Consider the following 21,648-nt stretch of genomic DNA (forward strand, 5'->3'; position numbering starts at 1 on the left):
GTTCGAGAACTCTCAGCGGATGTGGTCGTACGACCGCACCGTCCAGATAGAGAAACCGTTAGTAACGGTGCCGTAGCGGTCGATTGGCTTCTATGCGTTGACTGGCCAGAGCGTGATCACGTACAAAGAGCGGTTAATCAAGGAAACGATCGTTGAGGCGCTTGAAGAGATCCGCGAGCAGAATCCGCGGGGTCGGATTCTGCTCGTGGCCGATAACTACGGCTCTCACCACGCGAAACTCACCCAACAGTGGGCCGACGAACTCGGCATCGAGTTTCTCTTCATCCCGCCGTACTCACCGACGCTGAACGCGATCGAACCGCTGTGGAAAGACCTCAAGCGCGAGATTTCACCAAAGATCTTCGATGGGAAAGACCACTTCAGAGAGTTCGTCACCGAGACGTTCCTTCGGCTGAGTCACAAGCTTAGCTTCGCTGTTGACTGGATCGAGACGTTTCTTCCCAACAATATTCAGAGGTTACAGTGATCACTCGGGGAACTCTCGCTCCCGGCGCCGTGGTATTCGCTGCTAGAGTCGTACATTGAGTTGGTAGAGACACTCAACGAAAAGATTCGTAACTTGGAGGAGACGATCGAAGAACGCGCTGGGTCACTGAAGGAGACCCAGCTGCTGATGACGATTCTTGGCGTGAGTTACTATACGGCGTTGACGATTTACGTTGAATTAGGCGAAATAGGCCGGTTTGACGGTGATAAATCAGTCGTCAGTTATGTCGGATTGAACCCGGTGATCCGCGAGTCAGGCGACTCGCGGATCGAGGGGAGTATTTCGAAACGTGGATCGGGTCGTGTCCGGTGGTTGCTCGTCCAGGCTGCGAACACAGCAGTTCACACCTGTAACGATGAGTACCTAAGCCGCTTCTATGAGCGGCTAGCTAGCCGGAAGAACTCACAGAAGGCCATCGTAGCCTGCGCTCGGAAAATGCTAGTGTCAATCTACCACATGCTAGACCGAGGCGAGGTATACGATCCACCTGATGTGAGTGTGTAGACGAGAAAACTGAGGGCCGCCCGCCCGGCGGCTCTCAGTGGCCGGTCGAGACCAGCGTGAGCGACAACTATCGCCAGACCGCGACCGCACTGCCTGAAGATATTACCCGCCTGCCGGCTGGAAGAGCGCCAGACTACACGACGGCGTAATTATTTTGTCGAAAACGGTGGATTGTCTAGGTAGCGTTTCCATAGGTGAATAGCGATCTAATCCTCTGATATCACGGGCTAGAAGGGTGAAGTGTCGCGACCTAACTAAACAAGCGTTGGGAAAGCACGCGGGCGAGCCCGCCAAGGGTGGGTTCGCCCGCTGGAAGCACGTCGTTCTGCACTGTTTTCGGCTCGAAGAGGGTCACAGCTACCGAGAAACGCCGAACCGGCTGAAGCACATGACTGTGATTTGTGACACCCTTGGCCTATATCCGGAGGATTTGCCTGACTTCACCACTCTCTACAAATCGTTTAACCGGCTGGAAATGTGGTCTGGCGGGCGTTGCTGCGCGTTTCAGCGCAGCAACATTCGCAGTCCGGCCACGCTGCACTCGACAGTACATTCTTCGACTGCCGCTCAGCTCGTCGTACTACCGCCAGCGGTCGGGAAGTCCCGTCCAAACGCTGAAAGTGACGACACTAACCGACAGAGAGTCTCTTGCTGTCCTCGGTGTACATATTTCCGCCCGACGGAAACACGATACGAAGACCGGTTACAGGTCGTCCGCCGGAACGCGGACGACCTGTTATCAGTGGCTACCGACAAAGTCTTACACAACTGGAGCACGAAATACGAGTTCTACGCCCTCGGTGTCGAGCCACTCATCTTACAGCGTGGATCAAGACCGTTGACGCGAGGACATAACGCGTTTATCCGGGCAAAAGGCTACTCTCAGCGCTGGATGACCGAAACATCGTATTCGACAACGAAGCGCTCGCTCGGCGATGCCGTGCGAGCGCTCGGCTGGTATCGACAGTTCCGTGAAATCGTCCTCATGTTCACCATCTCTAACATAGAACCGCTCTGTGAACCTCTCTAACCATGGCACAGCATCTATTCAACATGGCACTCTAAACAGATCTGCAAGTTGCGTAGGTACTTCTCGCCACGATTCCCTCGCTTCTCAAACTCGCTCAACTGGACCGTGCCCAACATCTATTGATGTGGTCGAGTTGGTTGAAATACAATTCAGTAAGTAATAAGATGTTTGTCATATAGTATCAGTACCTCACAAGGCGTCGCCACTCACGTGGAGGCGTGCTTGGTCGGTGACTACCGGTGGAACCGGTCGTCAGGTGGCCGGTTTGTGGGGACGGCCCGACGCACCGCGAGGGCCGTCCACGCTGCCCGGCACATCATCCTGATGAACTCCGTGAACGGCCACTTCCAGAGGCGACGCCCGCCACGGTGGGGCGTCGCCACAAACTCCCAGTGCAGATACCGCCACACGTTCTGTAAAAGGAGGCTCACTACAACGTACAACAGCCGTACGACCGGATTCTGCGTTGTGGTCGTCGCAATACTTTGTTCGGAGAGCCGATAACTGGCCTCGATACCGAAGCGTTTGGCGTAGTGGTATCGGGCTTCACGTGGCGTGTCAATGAACGGCGCGTCAGCGGCGTAGCCGTGACGCGCCACGCCGTGTTCGTCATATCGCCCGTTCTGGTAGGTACAGTCGATATAGACGGGAAACTCGACGGTCCAGATGTGACCGTCGAGTTTCGCCGTCAGATCGTGTTGGATGACACGGCTCCATCCTTCCGGGAGTTCCTGCTTGATCTTCTTTCCCCACCGGACGATCGGCATCACGTAGGCGTGGTTGTGTGCCTGAAGCAGCGTGAGACACTTGCTATCGTAGAATTCACGGTCGAGATAGACGGCCTTGACGCTGAGGTCAAGGCCGTCAAGAATCCTGAGAAACTCTGCGAGGACAGTGCTGGCGGTGCGCCGTCAACGAGACGGCGCACCGCCAGCGTGTAGCGTTTGTTCTTCACACGCGCGTAGAGTGTCGCGTAGGCGTGGAACGCGGTGGTTCCACGCTTGGCTTCTAAATGATAGAGGCCGTCTGTCTCACCTTCGTCACCGTAGTAGGGCCGCAGGTGGAGGTCGGCGACGACCTCCACCTGCTCAGGGAGGATCTCCAGCACGTCCTTCTGGAGAAGCGCGTTCCCAACTCGCTCGACGGACGCAAGGTCGAATTTCTTGCGGAGATGGTACAGAACCGTGTTTTCGTGTGGTGAGTCGCCGCTGGATTCACAGAGTTCGGAGATCGAGGTCCTCGTCGGCGCCTGCGCCGACGAGGACCTCGTAGATGTCTTCAGTCTCGATTTCTGCGTTGCTACCGAGGCTGAGCGTTACCTCCTCATCAAGCGTGTTGACGAGAAAGTTAAGGAGCTGGTCCTCGTGGATTTCACCGTCTGCTTGCTGGGTCGTAGACACACCTTCAGCAAGCAGACGTCTCAACTAACCGGCTTTGTGATGTACTGAGTATAATAATTACTCCATTCTAACAAAGGGCAGTACATGGACAGTGGTCCCTGTCTAATTGTACTGCCATTTAGATTTGTGGTTATACTATTATTTAAATCCGGTGTATTCGGTCCTGGTAACATTTAGTGAAGCGTGAAAAATAAATTAGATGGCTCTGTTGAAATCCTATTCTTCAGACATATTCTCACCTGAAACAGCCGGTCGATGAGAGCTGTGAATCTATCGGCAGAATACGTTCATAGTTAGCATTCGATGTCAGCGACCTGCGCCAACTGTGGTCGCTCGTCGCTTGGATGCGAGTACCAGAAATGGAATTGGAGACAGTAGTTCTCGTCGAGGTCATCAACGCCTAAGACATCGACACTCCCTGCGAAACCCTCGACGACTCCCTGTAACGCGACCGGGGAGACGTCTTCGTCCGGAGCCATCGTCACTAGCTCGTCGACGCCCGCGTCGACACGGTGTGAGTCCCAGTCCAGCATGCCGGCTTCGGTTTCGAGCGCGAGGTGGAACGTCCGCGCTCCGTCGTCCGCATTCCGAAGTTCGACGCTCACCTCACTAAGGGATCCGCTGGACGTGAACGGGGCGATGCAGCTGGATAAACCGGACAGCACGGCGGTCGCGGTGAGGAGGGCGTGGCGGCGTTGCACATATCCGACTACATTCGGCCGTAGTAAGTATGTTATCTGTACTGACCACACCTGATCAGAATATATCACTTCCTAAGGATTTCAACAGAGCCAATCAGCCTTGTTGAAACCCTCAGTCGGTGATAGGTTTTAGGGATCCTGCTGAATACATAGCGAGCACCTCATACACGCTACCATCGATTTACTACCGCACTGTTCGATGCATAGGTGACAGACAGTGTCTACGCACTCACGCGAAGTCTTTCTGCTTCGCCATCTCAATCTCAAACCGCGCTCCACCATCGGTTCCATCGGTTATAGATAACTCCCAGCCATGGGCTTCCACAATCCGTTTTACGATGGTCAACCCGAAACCAGTCCCACCCCGTGCTGACGAATGACCCGGCTCGAACACTTCGTCACGCTTTTCGACTGGAATTCCTGACCCATCGTCTTCAACGTAGATTCCCTGTTCATCGTGACAACCCACACGGACGGTCACGTCGGACCCGCCGTGTTCAACAGCGTTGCGGAACAAGTTCTCGAACACGTGCCGTAGCCGATCAGGATCACCTTCGAAAGTCATCTCATCGACGATCTCGATATTTGCGTCCTCCGTGTCTACTGTCCCCCAGCACTTCCCGACGAGGTCAGTCAGGCTGACCGACTCGGTTTCGCTAATCGTGTCGCCCTGACGAGCAAGCGTCAACGTGTCCTCAACGATTGCCTCCATCCGGTCGAGCGCTCGGACAAGTGGCTTGAGATGATCACTTTCGACCTGCTCGTCGAGGAGCGTTGCACGACCTTGTGCGACGTTGAGCGGGTTCCGCAAATCGTGGGAAACAACACTTGCAAACTCTTCGAGGCGCGCGTTCTGCTGACGTAATTGTCGCTCTCGTTCGACGCGTTCAGTCACGTTCCGAGTGATCCCGATCAGGCGCGTGATTTCACCGTCATTGACCACCGGCGCGAGTTTCGTCTGCCAGAAACGTGCTCCCTCATCTACCCGGAGCGCCTCTTGATACGAGATAGGCTCGCCAACGTTGACACAGCGGTGGTAGTTCGCTTCTAACTCTGCCCCCTGCTCCTCGCCGAACACATCACGCGGTGTCTGGCCCTGTACGTCCTCTGTCGTAATTCCGGTTTGCCGCTCGTAGGAGGGACTGAGGCGTTCGAATTCAAATCGGACACTCTCCTCTCGTTTTTCGACGTTGATGAGAAAGATGGCATCCTCGACGTTGTTCAACAGGGCTTCGTACTCTTCGGCAAGTTCCCGGGCTTCGGCCTCGTACTCCTTTCGCTCCGTGATATCCCGACTGCTAAGGAGGATCCCATCGATGATGTCGTCGTCAAGTCGATTCCGCATTGTGGATTCGATCCAGCGCCAAGAGCCGTCGGCGTGGCGGAATCGGACCTCGACAGTCTTGGATTCAGATGGGTCCGAGAGTACTGTCTCCAGCGCGTCGGCGTTTCGTTCTCGGTCCTCGGGATGGACAAACTCGTATCCTTCATGACCAATCAAGTCGTCGGGGTCGTAGCCGAGCACCCGTGTGACAGCCGGACTGACGTAGGTTATCGTCCCGTCGGAATCAACGACTGTTGCGAGATCATTTACCTCCTCAACGAGCGTCCGATACCAGTCAGCCCCGTGTTTATCCTTCTCTCGGGGCGTCGTATCTTCTTCCATTAGTCGTAATGTGTCCAGTATCCATGTATGTATTTTGAACCCGGGTTTTCTCTCCAATAGAAGAGATCTCTGTATCGGTCACACCGTTAATGACGGAGATCAGTGAGTTTCTCACCCGCCTGTGAGGTACACCCTCTATATCTAACGTTCAGACTGCCTTGTCGATGTTATGAGTGAGACAGCCGACAACGAGTTCACGGAACTGCTTCCACCAGTACCGTGAGCGGACGAACGCACCGTACTTCCGTTTAAGGCGAGAGTTCACCGTCTCGTTCTGACTGCGCTGACCGTAAAGATCGGCATCCAACCGAGCATTCCACGCTTTGTGAAGAGACGAGAACTCGCGGTGCTTGATGAGCGGTCGAACACCAGTTTCACGGGCTAACGTGCGAATGTTCTGGTCATCGTATCCTTTGTCGCCGAGGAGAACCGCTACATAATCGGTATTCCGCTTGATGAGCGACGGCGCGATCTTCGAGTCGTGTTTTCGTGTTGTCGTCACGTGTACGTCAAGGATAGCATTCACCCTCGTGTCCACGAGAAGCGTGACTTTCAACTGCTGAATTGTCAACTTCGTTCGCTTCGTGTAGTGCTTCGAGGCATGACTACGGTCGAACCCGGAAGCGTCGATCCCGACGACACCGTTGGTTGGGAGAAGCGAAACTGAGAGATTAAGAAGAACACGCCAGACTGCCATATCGAGTCGGTTGAACGCTTTGCATAGCGTTGAGGGCGACGGGAGTTCCTCAAGATCGATGGCTCTTCGAATCCGGGGCATCTCGATGAGTTCGTCAAGAAGCATCCGGTACGTCGTATTCTTCCGAACTTTGAGGCAGACCAAGACGATGTGTTGGTGGAGTGTGTAGCGACGTTTCGAGAACTTCGAGGAGTAGCGGGCAACAGCTCGCCGAGCCAAGTGGTACGCCTGCTCAACGAACTGGAGCAACCGCGACTTCGGGAGAACTTCCATACGATCAGACTACTATGTGAACCTGTAACCCTCCGAGGATTTCAACAGAGCCAGCCAATCAGATATGTCTCTTAGGCACTATCTAGTTCTGGACCTCCTCAGCTGGCGTTCGTCCGTCGAGTGCTTGGTTTGGCCGTTCGTGGTTGTAGTGGTGTCTGAAGCGTCGTAACCACTGCTTCGCGCTAGGTTGACTGCCCCGCCAAAACGAGTGAAAGCGGTCGATTTGCATAGCCACAGTCTGGAACCACTTTTCGATGTGGTTCCGAATCCGGTAGTCAAGCCGACCGCTCAAATCGTGACGAGAAAGGGAAGTCAGATAGCCACCAGCATCGACGAGAAACACTGTCTCGTCGATATCGTGTTTCTCGGTGAGCCGATGCAGGAACGCCGCCGCGGGGTCGGTCCCGCGGCGGCTGAACACGTCAATCTCAAGCAGTAACTTCGATTCTGTGTCAATAGCGGCGTAGAGCCACTTCTTTTCACCATCGACCTCGATTTGTTTCTCGTCGACCGCGACCCGCGACGGCTGCGCCGTCGGCGGGTCACTCTGGGCTTCAGGCAGTGTATGAACCCAGTTCTAGACAGCACCGTGAGAACGGTCGACATCCAATAATTCTAAGATAGCGACCGTCCCCCTGATCGACAGCCCCGCCGTGTGGAGACGCACCCCAAACTGCCGGACGGGTGTCGGGGTGCGCTCGTTCTCCTAAACGCCTTGGCTATCCGTTTCCGGTAGTGTTTAGTTTGGAGCATTGTGCCAGCGAGCGAAAGTCTGGAGCCAGTTTTCGGCTGTTTTTGGTTCGACGTGGCTGAAGCAGTTCGAAAACGACGAGGTTCGACGCTTCAGCTCTCGAAAAATCCGCTCGACAGCGTTCCGATTTCCGTGGCGACGTGTTTGAAATCGGAGGCCAGCTCGTTGCAGTGCAGTTTGGAGGTGTTGAGCACCATCGACGAGAAATTCGGCGTTTTCAACCTCGTGTTTCTGCCGCAGTTCGTTGAGAAAGATCTCGGTGAGGGCGGTGGTTGTCGTCGCAAACAGCCGGACGTGAAGCAGTTGCTTCGATTCTGGGTCAGCAGCGGCGTACAGCCAATACTGCTGGTCGTTGATCCGAATCACTGTTTCGTCAAGCGCAATCTGATTCGGCTCTTTCCCGGATTCTGGCTGTAGATCGGCCTTCTGGACCCAATCGTGGATCGCTTTTCTCGACCGTTGGACACCCAGACAGCCGAGTAATTCGACGGTATTCGACAGCGAGAGGTCCGCAACGTGCGATTGGATACCCAGAGCCATCGCTGGCTCGGGTGTCTGCTCGCGCTCCACAAAATCCAAATCAATCCACTCTCTATGACCGGTGAGGCGGGCGATTTCTGCCATGAACTAGCAAGAAATTCTCCCGCCTCACTTTTCACGCTTAACTAAACACTGCCCCGTTTCCAACGTTTCGCTGAGCAGGTCTGCGAGTGACATGAACACCTCTCGCTACGACCTGCTCACTTCTCAACCCCTCAACTAGACAGTGCCTATGAGAGCGCTATGTTGCCTATGAAACGACAACCTTATCATACGAGAAACAAAAAAAATAGATGCCAGAGGTGGCTAATTTGCAGTCGGCTCCTGAGTGCCCGATTGAAAACCCATTAACACTACGCCACCAACGGCACTTTCATGGGATCAAATACAATTGGCACGAGCTATGCTTCGTAATCCCATCCACAACCGTGAGCTGAGGAGCTCGCAGATTACTCGATTCAAAATAGGATACGCCCACATGTAGCACACTGTTGATTTCATCACGTCGCTCAAAGGGCGCGTTTGAGAGCCCCTCGACCAGATTTCCGATACAGTTTCAACGTAGTGGAAACGCTCTGAGATACTGTATCAACTTGTCTTTTGAGACGCTACGACAGCTCTCGCAGGTCAGCGATGACTCCATGAGAATCCCGTTGAAACCACTGGAGCGTGAAGTGCGAAATGGAGTTACGAAGGTCGCCACGTCAACCGCGCACCAAAGCGCGTGCAGGTGACAGACCTTGGATGCGAAGGAACAGGAGAATTGGGATCGCAACGGCTGACCGTGGTCGGCCAAGGCTGCAAGCCCGGAGCGATGTCGTTCCGCTTCACGCATTCAGGACTCCAGAGGACACCATGACCGCAACCACTGATCACTACTTGGGCATTGACCTCCACAAACGCAAAGCGCAAGTCGCTGTCCTCGATGACGAAGGCGAAGTCGTTGAAGAGGTCCGCGTCGCCAACGCGGACCTCGACGGAATCGCACAGAAGTACGCTGGAAGTAGTGCTGCACTCGAAGCGGGAAGCAATTACTTCACGATTTACGACAGGCTTGATGAAGAGTTGGATGTGACGCTCGCCAATCCGGCCAAGGCCGATTGGCTCGAAGACCAGAAACAGAAGAACGATCGGAAGGGCGTCAAAAACCTCGCGCGGTATCTGCGGTTGGGCGAAGTGCCCGAAAGCTACGTCCCACCTGAAGAATGCCGGCGCTACCGCGCGCTTGCGCGCGGTCGTAAGAAGTTGGTAGAGAAGCGTTCAGACTTCAAAAACGAGGTCAACTCACTGCTTGATCAGAACGGCGTCACCTACGACGGGTCGTTGTGGAGCGATCAAGGGCGTGAGTTCCTCCGCGAACTCATGCTCGACGATGCGTCGGAGTTGTTGTTGGAGCAGTGGTTGGAAGCAATCGATGAGTTCACCGTGAAGATCAAGCGGATGCAGCGGCGGATCGAAGAGGTAGCGGCTGAGGTAGATGAGCTGAATACGTTGATGTCTGCGCCTGGTATAGCGGCATTTTCTGGCTTGATGATCTACAGCGAGATCGGTGAAGTAAAGCGGTTTGACCGCGCGGCTGAAGTGGTGAGTCATGCCGGGTTAGACCCAGTAATCCGCGAGTCTGGCGACTCGCGGAGAGAGGGCCAGATCAGCAAGGAAGGAAACGGCTACTTGCGATGGATCCTGGTCCAGTGCGCGAACACCGCGGTTCATAACGCGAAGGACCCGTACTTGAGTCAGTTCTACTGGCGGTTACGCAACAAGCGAAATAAACCGCACAAGGTAGCAATCGTGGCAACAGCGCGGAAGCTGTTATTGGCGTTGTTCAATATGCTCAGGAAGAACGAACCGTGCGACCCACCGGAGGTGAGCGCCTGAGAGACGCTCCGCGTCTCTCTTTGGGCGGGCCAGCGCACGATGAGCAACTGGTGTGTCGTGTGAAGATGCCCCCGCACGGCGGATGTGGCAGTGACTGATTCGACTGCTTGCTATGGGTTTTCACTCTCAGTGAGAGGCGAGCAACAGGACCGCCAGAAAATCTAAGAACATCGACGTGGTTTGTTCAGATAGCGGGATTCTCAGCGATGTTGACGTCCACCTCGTCGTCAGCACATTCACCGTCACCGTAGACGACGTATTCGTGGTCGAGTCTGTCGCCTTCGTCGAGTGGTTCGTACGCTCGAAAGCGGTCGGTATAGGCCGTGGGCGACTCTTTTCGGCGGTCGGACAGCAGGAGTCAAATCGTCGATTCGTCTGCCGCTTTCGCTGGGATCACGTATCGCTATTTAGTGCCGCGATCTGCCAGAATGAACACGGGTGGCTTGTCGCCGCCAGAAATACACCCGCGCATGGACAGGCCAAGCGAGCGTGACAGTGGTCGCGCTCGCAGCCTTTCTTCCCGGCAAAGACGTACACTTCGTCGATTTCGACCGGATCGACCGGATCAAGGGAAGGCGCATCAAGGCTCTGGTAAAGCGCTCGATGCGCTGGTACATCATTCTGTGTGTCACACCAATCCCGCACTGTAGTTGGTGGAGATTCGTATCAAACCAAAGGAAGACGTAAATTGAGACCAGCTACCGCCGCAGCGCGACCTTCGAATGAGTGAAAATCGTGCCCGTCTCGTCGTTGAACGTGCGGCCGCAATTCTTACAGAGATACCGCTGAAACTTTTGGTTGCTACCGTTTCTGACCGTCCGGTCAGAACGGCAGCGAGGACAGGTAACACCGTCACGCTAGCGACCTGCTCTAACAGGTCCGGAGACCGATTCCGATCCAAACACTTATATTAGCGTCATTCGTGCCGAGCACCGCTGACGCGATGCGCTTGTTTTTTGACTCCATAATGGCCGCTCAGAAGTATCAAAAATCTCATACGGATGAGCGATTCTTAAAGAGAGCCTTACGCTGTGGTTGTCTGTTAATGACTATATACTCATGTGACAGCTAAGCAGTGGATATAGTCAATGAGGATACTCAACCTGCCTGATGGGATGCTAGTGTTCGCTCTCGTCGTTAGTATGATCATCTCCGTACTATCTGCTGTAATTCTACCGGCGGGTGCAGTAGCTGCTCCCGCGACTGCAAGTAGCAATATCGATTTACAGCACAGTGACAGCGCCAGTGGAGGGCTTGGCGGCCCACCGTACACAGAGACAATTGTAGTCCATACAGTTGGAGAGAGTACATTTAGGTTTGGTGGAGACACTGGTCGGCGGCTAATAGTTCAGGAAGCAACAACCAACCGGACTGTAGCTATACGCCCAGTAAACAGCAGCGTAGCTTGGAACATAGAGCAAGTGTATATAAACGCTGCACGGATTCACCAAGACATGGGATTTGACTCAACACCAAATATGAGTATATTAGTAAAATCTCAACCTTATAGTGTAGATATTGGCGTAATTGCTAATGGTGACCTAGAAATGTTTGAGGACACGACGTTTTCGGCATACAGAGTGAAGCTTGTTGACAGCAGTGGTAAGACTCTTGCGACTACGGACGCAAAAATACATGGAGTACAATACAATTTTTCTGAGGATATAGACTCTTCTATCAACTCAATTGAATATAATAAATCCGCGATAGCAATTCCGAAAGATGGGAGGATACCTCCTGGTTGGACCGCTGAATTAGTCCAAGTGACAGCACATAACGAGAAATACACGACTAAGGCAAGTCACAGTCCGAGAAGTGAATACTTCATATTTAATATTTCTAACTCCGAATTTGAAAGAGATACGTACTTTGATGTTAATATATACACATCCAGTCGAAAATCCGCAGGGAATTTGGCCGTGAGCTTGTATCTGCTTAAAATTACGGAGGACAATATTGTAGATGGTCCAGTAGGTAGCCCTACAGAATCAACGATTCCTAATCGGTATGACCTGGATGGTGATGGACAAATTACTATCACAGACATACAAAAGATTATAATTATACTAAATTCTGGAAAACATCTAGATGGAAAGCCAGTTACAGTTAACGATGTGCTTAATATGATTATACTCTATAATTTATAAGTCAGCTATCGATTTGAATAGATACTGTGTCTCAGTCATAGTGGCTTATAGAGCGGTTGTATGTTCGAGACAGCGAATATACGACTCTCACGGAACTGTCGATACAAACCCAGCACCCGTACGGCATCGCCGAGCGAGCGCTTCGTTGTCGAATGTGAAGTTTCGGTCATTCAGTGTTCAGAGGCGTACTGTACTCCAACAAGTCAGCCCGGTCTAAGTCGAGTTCGTCACGAATTTGACTATACGCCCTGCCGATTCGGTGTTTTGCGGTAACTGTGGCTTCTTCGAGCCGAAAACAGTGTATAGCAACGTGTTTCCAGTAGCTGAACCCACCGCTAGCAGGGTCCCCGCGTGCTTCCTCAACATTTGTTCACCTATGTACCGACACTAGCTAATAGAGTTGAGGAGATCGACTTCCGTGGACAGAATTGATTTCTTGGTGTCGTCCCTCTATTCGTGATATGAGTCGATTAGATCACTATTCAACACTTCGAAACAATTTATTTGCTAAGAATAGATGATATATTTTATCTCTAAGTCTAATATTTTACTACTGCAACCCCAAATTTGATAGATACTTTCACTCACATGACGATCGTTGTTATTGAACCAGTGGATAGTTTGAACGACTTCTTTGAGTGCTTCTTGACCGGGTTGCGTAGGATCTGTCGGTGGAACTGGAACGTTCTGAGATACGGTGTCAGCTTATTTTTGGAGACTCCTCGGTCTGGCGAAAGCCACGCGTCGCTAGCGCTACGGTGGTTCTCGCAAGTGTTGGCGTGTACGTTTCCATCCACCTATTCGCCCCCTCTGTGAACGACTTCTTCTCGCTAGTAGTTCTCGCTGTCTTCCAGTGGATTGTACGCTCGAAATCCGTCAGTGTAAGTAGTCAGCTCTTCCACCGTGCGGTCGTTGAGGTGGAGCTGAACGGTTTATTCGTCAGCGGATTTTGCTGGGACGACGTGTCGCTGATCGCTGCCGCAATCAACAAGTGTGAACATCGGTGCTTGTCCTCATTATGGTTTCTGCTACCGCGTATTGCGGCTTTCAGCCCCGCAGTGATCTAAACCTCGTTGACTTCGATTGGGCCAACAGGGTTGATGGCTGGCGCATCGAGTAGTTCTCCAGAACGCTCGACGCCCCGCCGTAATGACCGGTACGAAACGATGAGTTCAGCGTTGGAATGTAAATATTGATGAATCGAAGGAATAAATAAAACGCGAACAAGAACATGTTGAGGCCGATATTCGCGTTAGGGTTTAACCCAGCTATTGACGTTGAGGAATCGGTCAAGCCAGCCGGCGGCGAAACTGAGCGTGTGTGTCAGATTGAGGAACTCGCATAGGCGTAGAACACCGCATTTTAACGCTTTCCCTCTGAGTGAAAGGGGCCAACTGTCTCGTCCTCATCACCGTAGTAGGGCCGCAGGTAGTGGTCGTCGCAGACTCCACCTGCTCGGGAAGAACCTTTAGAACACCTCTTTGTTGGAGTGTGTTCCCAACCTGTTCAACCGACGTTAGGTCGAACTTCTCGCGGAGGTTGTACAGAATTGTTTTTTCATGGGGAGAGCTTTCACTGGTCTCACAGAGTTCAGATACCGAAGTCCTCAGTTTCGATTTCTGTATTATCGCTGAGACCGAGGTCAACTTCTTAATCAAGCGTATTGACGAGGAAATTAAGAAGTTAGTTCTTGTGGCACTGTCTAGTTGAGCGAGTTTGAGAAGCGAGAAGGCCGTAGCGAGAAGTGTCCATGCAACTCGCAGACCTCCTCAGCGAAACGTTAGATAAGGATAGTCAAGACGTTTGGGAGAACGAGCGTACCCCGACACCCGTCTGGCGGTTCGGGGTGCGTCTCCACTCGGCGGGGCTGTCGATCAGGGAAACAGCCGCTATCTTACACCTGCTGGGTATCGATCGTTCCCACGGTGCGGTCTGAGCTGGGTTCATACGTTGCCTGAAGCACAGAGCGACCCGCCGACGGCGTCGCCGTCGTGGGTCGCAGTCGATGAGAAACAAATCGAGGTTGACAGCGAAAAAAGTGGCTCTACGCTGCTGTCGACACAGAGTCAAAATTACTGCTCGAAATCGACGTGTTCAGCCGCCGCGGGGTCAGTCCCGCGGCGGCGTTCCTACATCGACTCACTCAGAAACACGATGTCGCGATTCAGTGTTTCTCGTCGATGCTGGCGGCTATCTGACTGCCCTCTCACACCACGATCTGAGCTGTCGGCTCGACTACCGTATCGAAAAGTGGTTCCAGACTGCAACCATGCGAATCGATCGCTTTCACTCGTTTTGGCGGGGCAGTCAATCCAGCGCGAAACAGTGGTTACGACGCTTCAGACACCACTACAACCACGAACGGCCAAACCAAGCACTCGACGGCAAAACGCTGGTGAGGTCATTCAGAACTAGATAGTGCCGAATCTACAGAAACAAGAGACAGATGACAATAGCTATTAGTCCAGAGAGTGATATCCTTTTGGCGGCACTGCTTGAGGAGCGCGCTCAAAAGCGGTCCACTGGCCACCTTTGCACCGCAACCCGGGGCGCGCCCGCCGCCTTCGACCGAGACATAGATCAGGACTCCCTGAGCTAAACGTTCTTGATGCTCGACACCTAAGTGGCAGGCAGTTATGAGGGAGGAAGATTTAGACCAAAGCGATCTTTACAGGTTTCTCGGCAGTACTTTGACCGGTGGAACACAAGGACCTCGGGGTCCCGATACTCTCTGTGATTTCGGGTGCAAAAAATTGAGTCGCTCATGTGAAGCACGTTGTTGGTGAATCAGAGGACGGTTCGAACGATTTCTTTGAGAGCGTCTCGACCTGGTTCGCGTAGGATTCGTCGGCGGAGCTGGAACGCTCTGAGATACGGTGTGAGCTTGTCTTTGGCGATGCCTCGGTGGGGCGAGAGCCACCGTCGTGTCAGCGACGCGTGGCTCTCGCAGCCGTTGACGTGTACCTCGCCATCAGCGTATTCACCGTCGCCGTCGACGACGTATTCGCGGTCGAACGCGTCGTCGTCCTCTAGCGAGTCATAGGCCCGAAATCCGTCCGTATAGACGGTCAACGACTCCTGTTCGTGGTCGGCAAGCAGGAGTCGGACGGTCGATTCCTCAGCGGATTTCGCTGGCACGACATACCGGTCGTCCGACCCGCAATCAACCAGCGTGAACACCGGCGGCTTGTCACCAGCGTACGATCCTCAACCACGCGTGGACAGCCCACGCGTCGCTGTAATGAGTGAGGAATCTTTTGTGGGGTCGGTCCGATGTGCTGGCGATGGGACGCGAGCGACGCAAAGAGATCAAGCGTCACATCTCAGAGGAGAAGCTCAACGAGCTTCTCCGCGACGCCGAAGACAAACACAGGATTCGGCGTCTCGGGTTCGTGAAGAATTTCTACCAAGGCGACACGATTGCCGAAGCTACCGACCGGGAAGCTCGGTCGGCAGCCACCGGCCGCCGAGTGGGCGATGCTTGCACTCCAAGCCATTCGTATCGAACTCGGGAAGTCCTACCGCCAGACAATCGACCTTCTAAGCGAGATGCCCGAAATCCTTGAAGAACTCCGTCTTACGCGGCTTCCTCACTTCACCGCTCTCCGTGACTGGTTCGAGAACATCCCGATGGAAACCTACCGAGCGTTTCTCGGCGCATCAGCCGAGAAACGCTCTGGTCACGCCGCAATCGACACAACTGGCTTCGACCGTGACCAGCCCTCGCGCCACTACGCTCAGCGAGCGCATTACCGTGTTCGCTCGCTGAAAGTCACTGCCCTCGTAGACGTGAAAAACGCTGTACGTCTCCGATGTTCACTGCACGACCACGAAGAAACACGACGCCAAGATCGGCCCACAGGTCGCTCGGCGCAATGCCGAGGACCTGCGGTCACTGGCTGCTGACCGCGCCTATGATTGAAAACCGTTCCGGGACGAACTCCGTGAAGATGGCATTCGCCCGCTGGTCAAACACCGCATCTACTCGTCGCTGGATCTTGCGCGCAACGCCCTGATGAGCCGTCTCTGGTACAATCGCCGCTGGATGGTTGAAACCGTCTCCTCCTCGATCAAGTGCACGCTCGGCTCCGCCGTGCGTGCGCGAAGCTGGCACCTCGAATTCCGGGAAATGGTCCTCAAATGCGCAGTCTACAATCTTCGTCGAGCAGTCAGATACCCAGCAAATTAACCGCTGTTACTCGGTTTCTGCTCGCTGGCTGAGTGAGTGAACCCGCCGAAATCAAGCTCCGTATAGCGATCCTACGAAGTACTAATATTTAACAACGGCCTAGATACGTATAATCCATTACTTACTTATTGACAGGCAATGAATGGATATATGTCTTCTTGTATCCCAAGGAGACACGTTGTGAGTGTGCCAACATTCGCTACCAGAAAGCACATCCTCTGTGCTTTCTGGCGTCCACTTTCCGCTACTATTCGACTTGATAGTTCAGAAACACGTCCCTCGTGAACTACCTCGACCGATCCGCGCTGACGCGCTCGTTGAGGACGGGGCTTCCTGCTTCCACGACGCACTTTGCAGACACAGAGGTGTCCACAGGGAGCGCAGTCTCTACAGGCGTTCGTTTGGAGTGTCCCACTCCTACATCTTGTAGACCGCGAGAACGGATGTTCCACGCCGCGTTTGCGTCCCTGTCTGCCCCGAACCCACAGGTAGGACAGGAATGTTCATAGACCCATAGCGGCTTCTCCGTCGAGACGTCGCACGCCGCGCACTTTTCGTCGTCCCTCTCGGGTTGACCGCGACGAAGTGCGTACCCTCGTAGTCGCACTTGTATTCGAGCAACGAGAGGAACGTTCGCCACGCTGCCGATGCCATGTTGCGACTGTTCGACGATGATTCGAGCATCCCCTTCATCTTCAAGTCTTCAACCGCCACGAAGTCGTACTCCCGAGCGTAGTACGCCGAGAGCTTGTGCAAGAAGTCGCGGCGCTTCCGCCGAAGGTCGGTGTGACACTCCACTATGCACCGCCGTTGCTTCTCGTAGTTGTTCGACCCGTGCTGTTTGCGCGAGAGCTTCCGTTGCTCGCGCTCCAAGCGGTCGCGTTCGTCCGAGAGGTCGAGCGATCCGACCGCCATGCCGTCGGTGTTGTGGACGTACTTACGAATCGCCACGTCGATGCCGACGCACTTCTCGGGCGGCTCGCGGTCCATTTCGATGCCGAAGGTGGCGAATCACTGAGCCGTGGCGACGCCACCGGACGCCGGTTGACTTCCTCCCACGGCTTCACAGTAGTTGCCGATTCAAATTGCGGTGTGTTCTCTGAGGTATGACGAGATTGTTGAAATCCGGCTTGAGCCGGTTGTTTGAGCAGTGATTCGAGTAGGCGGTGAGCGAGGAGATGGGAAATTCATGGCGACTGTCAGTCTCGCCAGTACAGAGGGGCGTGCTGACCCAAGCGCTCGCCTGGGTCTGCCGCCCCGACGAGGCTTATCCGTACGTCACTGGCCCGAGGAAGAACCGAAACGTCGCCGTTGAAACTGCTGGTCGAGTCTTCACCCGACGTTGCTCCGAAAGTAGCAGACACACCACGATCCAGAGATTGTACAGCGTCACAGCGAACAAAAAGTAGAACAACCGCACCGCAAACACCGGCGACGTAGTCCGGGGCAGAAACTCACCGATCTTCCGGTAGGACGTTTCGATTCCCCAGCGACGCCGATACGCTTGTGCGAGTGGCACCGCTTCATCTACCGTCCTCGGTTGATTCGTGATCAGACACAGCGAGTCGTCGTCCCGCGAGTGGTGCGGGACGACGACGAGCGTCACCGGTACACGCATCGTCGGGGACTGCTTTCTGACCAGCTCGTAGTCGGTGACGAATTTCTCTTCATCGTGTTCGGCAAGAACGCGCTTGATCCCCGGCGTTTTGGGTGCGCGCATGACGAACTCTACACCGAGATCGGCGAGTTCGTCGACTAACTCGACCCGATAGAGGCCACGATCACAGTAGATGCGGGTGATCGAGACGGCCTGACGCGCCGTCTCGATCACCTCGCGGATCGCCTCAATCAGAGACGGTGTATCGGTCCGAGCAACGTGTTCGGACGCGAGCGTGAACCGCGCTGCCGGTGACACAATGCACAGTGTCACGAAGACGTAGGCGAGATTTGTCCCGTGGTCAGAGTTGATTCGTGACACCATCGGTGTCTGCTTCGAGCCGTAATAGAGCCACTCATGGAGGTCTACCGCAACTTCTGCGGTGTTGGGAAGGCGATGTGCTTTGCGTGTCTGCGTGATGACCTGATCGCGGACGCCATCGAACTGAGCGTCGATGGTGTCCGCTTCCATCTGCCCGAAGTTGTACAGGAGTGACTTCGCTGGCGGACTCCGGTCTTCGAGGTCGAGATCGTCACCTCTGGCAAGTTGGAGGTGCCAGCACTGGTGTTGGTGAACCCTCGTTCGAACCCACTCCGAGTGAGGACTCTGGCGAAGTCCTCACTCGGATAGGTACCATTGACCTTCACCCCGAAGTCCAAGGACGGATAGAGAAGCGATCTTGCGGCACGGCAGACCTGCCGTGCCTCGGCGGTATCGACCATACTTGTCGTACGGTGCCACCGGAGAAATCGGTCTCTCAGCCACTTCGGCAACTACTGTGAAGGGGTGGGCTTCCGCTAGCTTTCTGTCACTCGACTACGACGGCGTCGTGCAACCGGGTGACGGCGGTCAGAACCGGGAACGTCCAGGGCTGATCGGCATAGAGGTGCATACAAAGCGAACGGCCGTCGACCGGTGACGGGGAGATCCGACTGTGGATCACCGACTGTCGGTCCCGGACGATCTCGTCGAGTCGGACTTCGAATTCCTCTTTGTACCAGTCCTGGATGATCACGTCGTCGAGGGATTCGACGATCTCTTTGATGGCACTGCCAGCTGTCGCGAGCGCGGTGGCTTCCTCGTCGAGCACGTCGGCGTAGGCAGTCCGATCGTCGATCGCGCAATCGACGGCGGTCAGCAGGGCCGAGCGTTGGTGTGGCGTGACCGTGCTCGTGGATGAGTCGACTACTGCCGCGGTGAAGTCGCCAAGTTCGGCGAGCATGTGCTCTGACAGCGACTCGCCGTAGACCGCCTCGTAGTGTGGGACACTCATCACGGTCGATTCGAAGGCATCGGCCAGGCGCTCAACCTGATTGAGACAGTCATCACCGCTGACCACGGACCGCTGTCGGTTCGATGGCGTCGCCGTGGCGGGACGGAGGTCAGAGACGGCTGTCCTGAACGATTCGAAGGCCGATCGCTCGGCGGCGACCTCCTCGCGCTCCCGGGAGACTCTGCTCTGTGCGTCCGATATCGGCTCTACAACGTGGTGTCTGAAGATCCTGAGATACTGCCGTGGGCCGCCGGGGAGGGTAGTCTGGACCATGTTATGATATGTAATTCTATATGACAAAGATGTTTGTTTCAGATACCTTCCGTTTTTCACCATATTATAGAGATAGAACTACATAATAGGTCGCTTTATCTGGATTGAGGCGCTAAGCCCTCTCCTCACCGAGCGCCGAAGGCACGAGCAGGGGGATACAGCGCCGCACGGTTCTCATATACTCTCCGGTTGTAGGCCTACAGGCCCACGCAATCGTAATATTTTTTAGGGTAGCATGATATCTACTGAACCCAATGGAATACGACCTCGATTCGGGAGCGCACTCAACGTACTCCCTGCATTACCACCTGATACTCACCACGAAGTATCGGCGTGGAGCGCTAACCGAGGAGCGAACCCAATTTATTCGCGGAATCATCAGCGAGTTCACGGACAACTACGGTGTCGAACTGACGAACCTCGACGGCGAGGATGATCACGTACACAACCTCTTCCGAGCGAAGCCGCCACAGACCTCGTGAAGTTCATCAACACGGTCAAGGGCGCGACCGCCCGCCGTATTCGCAATGAGTACGCGGACGAACTGAAGACCGAACTGTGGAGCGACTCGTTCTGGAACGATTCGTACTGTCTCATCTCGACGGGGCAGGTGTCGCTGGATGTGCTGAAACAGTACGTCGAAGACCAACGCGAGTAGAGGCCTATGTACTACGCCTACAAGTACCGTCTCAAGCCGTCCGACGCCCACTGTGAGGAGTTGGACCGCCACCGAGATATTTGTATGCAACTGTATAACCACACGCTCTACCACCTCAACGAGTATCAAGATGAACAGACGAACTGCCGTCGATAACTACCCTGCGGTCGGAACTCCCCGACCTCAAGGAGTGGTGGAACGACCTCTCTGACGTGTACTCGAAGGTTTTCCAAACCGTCGTAGAACGGCTGTTCGACAACCTCAACGGCCTCTCCAAGCTCAAGGAGAACGGCTACGGCGTCGGTTAACTCAGTGGAAGCCGCCACGAGAGTTCCGTAGTTTCACGCACAGCCAGTCTGGCTTCAAGCTCGATAAGAAGAGCGGTCAGACCATGCTATCACTCTCAAAACTCGGTGACATCCCGATACGGCACCACCGTTTCATCCCCGACGACGCGAATCTCAAGCAGGTCACGGTCAAGAAGGGACCAACGGTCGAGCGGTTCGCCACCTTCGGCATCGAAATGGACCGCGAGCCGCCCGAGAATCCCGAGAAGTGAGCGGCATCGACGTAGGGATTCGTAAGTACGTCCACAACACCGACGGAACCGCCGTAGGGTCGCGCTCGACCTCTCGGATGAACGCGACCGCTTGGAGCGCGAGCAACGGAAGCTCTCGCGTAAACAGCACGGGTCGAACAACTACGAGAGATGGTGTTATAGAAGTATTCACACACTATAATAGATTTTCCTGACCGTTATAGAACGTTACTAGCTTAGAAAGTCGTGCATTTGGTGCACGGTATGTTAAAATACTCAAAGAGTGCCCTTTCGTTTCCGAATTATGATTTTTCTCACTCGCTCAACGTGGTTTGACTCAGATTGAACGAACGCTGTGAGGATGGCCTCGACGATCTCGGAGCCAGCCGCTCCGAGATCGTCACACTCATCGACCAGTTCGTCCACCTCTCGTACAATTTTCTCGTCAGCAGCGACTCCGAATGTCTCTTTCGCCATAGCTACGACAAGCTAAAAATAGTATACACCAAGTGTACGGCGCTTTCAATTCGTTAGAGGTAATTCAGCAAACCATGAGAAATCTTCTATGACACCCTCACGAGAAGCAACGGCGGTGCATAGTGGAGTGTCACACCGACCTTCGGCGGAAGCGCCGCGACTTCTTGCACAAGCTCTCGGCGTACTACGCTCGGGAATACGACCTCGTAGCGGTCGAAGACCTGAACGTGAAGGAGATGATGGATCGCCATCGAATAGTCGCAACACTGCGTCTACCGCGTGGCGAACGTTCCTCTCGTTGCTCGAATACAAGTGCGAGCGTGAAGGAACGTACTTCGTCGCGGTCAACCCGAGAGGGACGACCAAGGAGTGCGCGTCGTGCGGCGTTTCGACCGACAAGCCATTGTCGGTACTTCCCATCGTTCCTGATTGCTGACTCAATTTCTGGAGGGAAACGAGCGAGATCGGAGTGACCGATTCATGGGTCG

Annotated in this window: 10 protein-coding genes and 17 pseudogenes; 11 read left to right on the plus strand and 16 right to left on the minus strand. The window is 54.3% G+C overall.

From position 1 onward, the window contains the following. The first annotated feature begins 97 nt into the window (after nucleotides 1-97). From P1L40_RS22200 to P1L40_RS22210, 3 genes and pseudogenes are all read left to right on the plus strand, one after another. The gene (locus P1L40_RS22200; RefSeq protein ID WP_379776976.1) at nucleotides 98-487 is read left to right on the plus strand and encodes an IS630 family transposase; all 390 of its coding nucleotides are present in this window, start codon (nucleotides 98-100) and stop codon (nucleotides 485-487) included. A 3-nt stretch (nucleotides 488-490) separates the two neighbouring features. Then, nucleotides 491-1,012: pseudogene (locus tag P1L40_RS22205) on the plus strand (IS110 family transposase); the annotation flags it as partial. A 214-nt stretch (nucleotides 1,013-1,226) separates the two neighbouring features. After that, nucleotides 1,227-2,042 (plus strand): annotated as a pseudogene (locus P1L40_RS22210) (IS5 family transposase). A gap of 233 nt (nucleotides 2,043-2,275) precedes the next feature. Here the strand turns inward: P1L40_RS22210 and P1L40_RS22215 are convergent. From P1L40_RS22215 to P1L40_RS22240, 6 genes and pseudogenes are all read right to left on the minus strand, one after another. Further along, a pseudogene (locus P1L40_RS22215) lies at nucleotides 2,276-3,442 on the minus strand (ISH3 family transposase). 293 nt (nucleotides 3,443-3,735) lie between these two features. Continuing rightward, nucleotides 3,736-4,143: a hypothetical protein gene (locus P1L40_RS22220; RefSeq protein ID WP_284011632.1), complete on the minus strand. Its 408-nt coding sequence runs from the start codon at nucleotides 4,141-4,143 to the stop codon at nucleotides 3,736-3,738. Nucleotides 4,144-4,372: 229 nt separating this feature from the next. After that, entirely contained in the window at nucleotides 4,373-5,809 is a 1,437-nt protein-coding gene (locus P1L40_RS22225; protein ID WP_284011633.1) for a PAS domain S-box protein, read from the minus strand. A 148-nt stretch (nucleotides 5,810-5,957) separates the two neighbouring features. After that, nucleotides 5,958-6,779 (minus strand): IS5 family transposase, encoded by an 822-nt coding sequence (locus P1L40_RS22230; protein WP_284011634.1) that lies wholly within the window; start codon nucleotides 6,777-6,779, stop codon nucleotides 5,958-5,960. Between the two features lie 82 nt (nucleotides 6,780-6,861). Further along, a pseudogene (locus P1L40_RS22235) lies at nucleotides 6,862-7,485 on the minus strand (IS6 family transposase); the annotation flags it as partial. A 33-nt stretch (nucleotides 7,486-7,518) separates the two neighbouring features. Continuing rightward, entirely contained in the window at nucleotides 7,519-8,154 is a 636-nt protein-coding gene (locus P1L40_RS22240; protein WP_284011635.1) for an IS6 family transposase, read from the minus strand. Nucleotides 8,155-8,925: 771 nt separating this feature from the next. Here P1L40_RS22240 and P1L40_RS22245 point away from each other — a divergent pair. Then, the gene (locus tag P1L40_RS22245) at nucleotides 8,926-9,948 is read left to right on the plus strand and encodes an IS110 family RNA-guided transposase (protein WP_284011637.1); all 1,023 of its coding nucleotides are present in this window, start codon (nucleotides 8,926-8,928) and stop codon (nucleotides 9,946-9,948) included. A gap of 190 nt (nucleotides 9,949-10,138) precedes the next feature. Here the strand turns inward: P1L40_RS22245 and P1L40_RS22250 are convergent. Then, a pseudogene (locus P1L40_RS22250) lies at nucleotides 10,139-10,853 on the minus strand (IS1/IS1595 family N-terminal zinc-binding domain-containing protein); the annotation flags it as partial. A 183-nt stretch (nucleotides 10,854-11,036) separates the two neighbouring features. Between P1L40_RS22250 and P1L40_RS22255 the strand changes: the two are divergent. Beyond that, nucleotides 11,037-12,095, plus strand: a complete 1,059-nt coding sequence (locus P1L40_RS22255) for a hypothetical protein (RefSeq protein ID WP_284011638.1) — start codon at nucleotides 11,037-11,039, stop codon at nucleotides 12,093-12,095. Nucleotides 12,096-12,130: 35 nt separating this feature from the next. Here the strand turns inward: P1L40_RS22255 and P1L40_RS23650 are convergent. From P1L40_RS23650 to P1L40_RS22270, 4 pseudogenes are all read right to left on the minus strand, one after another. Further along, a pseudogene (locus P1L40_RS23650) lies at nucleotides 12,131-12,265 on the minus strand (IS5/IS1182 family transposase); the annotation flags it as partial. A gap of 14 nt (nucleotides 12,266-12,279) precedes the next feature. Then, nucleotides 12,280-12,461, minus strand: a pseudogene (locus tag P1L40_RS23655) (IS5/IS1182 family transposase); the annotation flags it as partial. A 249-nt stretch (nucleotides 12,462-12,710) separates the two neighbouring features. Next, nucleotides 12,711-13,349, minus strand: a pseudogene (locus P1L40_RS22265) (transposase); the annotation flags it as partial. Between the two features lie 111 nt (nucleotides 13,350-13,460). Then, nucleotides 13,461-13,778 (minus strand): annotated as a pseudogene (locus P1L40_RS22270) (ISH3 family transposase); the annotation flags it as partial. 67 nt (nucleotides 13,779-13,845) lie between these two features. On the opposite strand from P1L40_RS22270, the pseudogene P1L40_RS22275 reads away from it, so the two are divergent. Then, nucleotides 13,846-14,514: pseudogene (locus P1L40_RS22275) on the plus strand (IS6 family transposase). A gap of 368 nt (nucleotides 14,515-14,882) precedes the next feature. Here the strand turns inward: P1L40_RS22275 and P1L40_RS22280 are convergent. Then, nucleotides 14,883-15,329: pseudogene (locus tag P1L40_RS22280) on the minus strand (IS1595 family transposase); the annotation flags it as partial. Nucleotides 15,330-15,379: 50 nt separating this feature from the next. Between P1L40_RS22280 and P1L40_RS22285 the strand changes: the two are divergent. Beyond that, nucleotides 15,380-15,565: pseudogene (locus P1L40_RS22285) on the plus strand (IS630 family transposase); the annotation flags it as partial. Then, a pseudogene (locus P1L40_RS22290) lies at nucleotides 15,516-16,284 on the plus strand (IS5 family transposase). The pseudogenes P1L40_RS22285 and P1L40_RS22290, both read left to right, overlap by 50 nt. Nucleotides 16,285-16,570: 286 nt before the next feature. Here the strand turns inward: P1L40_RS22290 and P1L40_RS22295 are convergent. The 3 genes and pseudogenes from P1L40_RS22295 to P1L40_RS22305 form a co-directional block, all read right to left on the minus strand. Continuing rightward, a pseudogene (locus P1L40_RS22295) lies at nucleotides 16,571-17,295 on the minus strand (RNA-guided endonuclease InsQ/TnpB family protein); the annotation flags it as partial. A gap of 256 nt (nucleotides 17,296-17,551) precedes the next feature. Then, nucleotides 17,552-18,412 (minus strand): transposase, encoded by an 861-nt coding sequence (locus tag P1L40_RS22300; RefSeq protein ID WP_284011639.1) that lies wholly within the window; start codon nucleotides 18,410-18,412, stop codon nucleotides 17,552-17,554. Nucleotides 18,413-18,749: 337 nt separating this feature from the next. Beyond that, nucleotides 18,750-19,487, minus strand: a complete 738-nt coding sequence (locus P1L40_RS22305) for a DUF7260 family protein (RefSeq protein ID WP_284011640.1) — start codon at nucleotides 19,485-19,487, stop codon at nucleotides 18,750-18,752. 254 nt (nucleotides 19,488-19,741) lie between these two features. Between P1L40_RS22305 and tnpA the strand changes: the two are divergent. Both tnpA and P1L40_RS22315 read left to right on the plus strand, forming a co-directional pair. Beyond that, nucleotides 19,742-20,145, plus strand: a pseudogene (gene tnpA / locus P1L40_RS22310) (IS200/IS605 family transposase). A 6-nt stretch (nucleotides 20,146-20,151) separates the two neighbouring features. Then, nucleotides 20,152-20,855 (plus strand): annotated as a pseudogene (locus P1L40_RS22315) (RNA-guided endonuclease InsQ/TnpB family protein); the annotation flags it as partial. A gap of 104 nt (nucleotides 20,856-20,959) precedes the next feature. Here P1L40_RS22315 and P1L40_RS22320 read toward each other — a convergent pair. Beyond that, nucleotides 20,960-21,160 (minus strand): hypothetical protein, encoded by a 201-nt coding sequence (locus tag P1L40_RS22320; protein WP_284011641.1) that lies wholly within the window; start codon nucleotides 21,158-21,160, stop codon nucleotides 20,960-20,962. A 101-nt stretch (nucleotides 21,161-21,261) separates the two neighbouring features. On the opposite strand from P1L40_RS22320, the pseudogene P1L40_RS22325 reads away from it, so the two are divergent. After that, nucleotides 21,262-21,572 (plus strand): annotated as a pseudogene (locus P1L40_RS22325) (RNA-guided endonuclease InsQ/TnpB family protein); the annotation flags it as partial. Between the last annotated feature and the right edge of the window lie 76 nt (nucleotides 21,573-21,648).

It is taken from the genome of Haloarcula pelagica (genome assembly GCF_030127105.1).
GTDB lineage: Archaea > Halobacteriota > Halobacteria > Halobacteriales > Haloarculaceae > Haloarcula > Haloarcula pelagica.

Bases quoted from the DNA above. Each gene is read 5' to 3' on its own strand.
- P1L40_RS22225 (WP_284011633.1), bottom strand. From the start codon at position 5,809: ATGGAAGAAGATACGACGCCCCGAGAGAAGGATAAACACGGGGCTGAC.
- P1L40_RS22230 (WP_284011634.1), bottom strand. From the start codon at position 6,779: ATGGAAGTTCTCCCGAAGTCGCGGTTGCTCCAGTTCGTTGAGCAGGCG.
- P1L40_RS22240 (WP_284011635.1), bottom strand. From the start codon at position 8,154: ATGGCAGAAATCGCCCGCCTCACCGGTCATAGAGAGTGGATTGATTTG.
- P1L40_RS22245 (WP_284011637.1), top strand. From the start codon at position 8,926: ATGACCGCAACCACTGATCACTACTTGGGCATTGACCTCCACAAACGC.
- P1L40_RS22255 (WP_284011638.1), top strand. From the start codon at position 11,037: ATGAGGATACTCAACCTGCCTGATGGGATGCTAGTGTTCGCTCTCGTC.
- P1L40_RS22300 (WP_284011639.1), bottom strand. From the start codon at position 18,412: ATGGAAGCGGACACCATCGACGCTCAGTTCGATGGCGTCCGCGATCAG.
- P1L40_RS22305 (WP_284011640.1), bottom strand. From the start codon at position 19,487: ATGGTCCAGACTACCCTCCCCGGCGGCCCACGGCAGTATCTCAGGATC.
- P1L40_RS22320 (WP_284011641.1), bottom strand. From the start codon at position 21,160: ATGGCGAAAGAGACATTCGGAGTCGCTGCTGACGAGAAAATTGTACGA.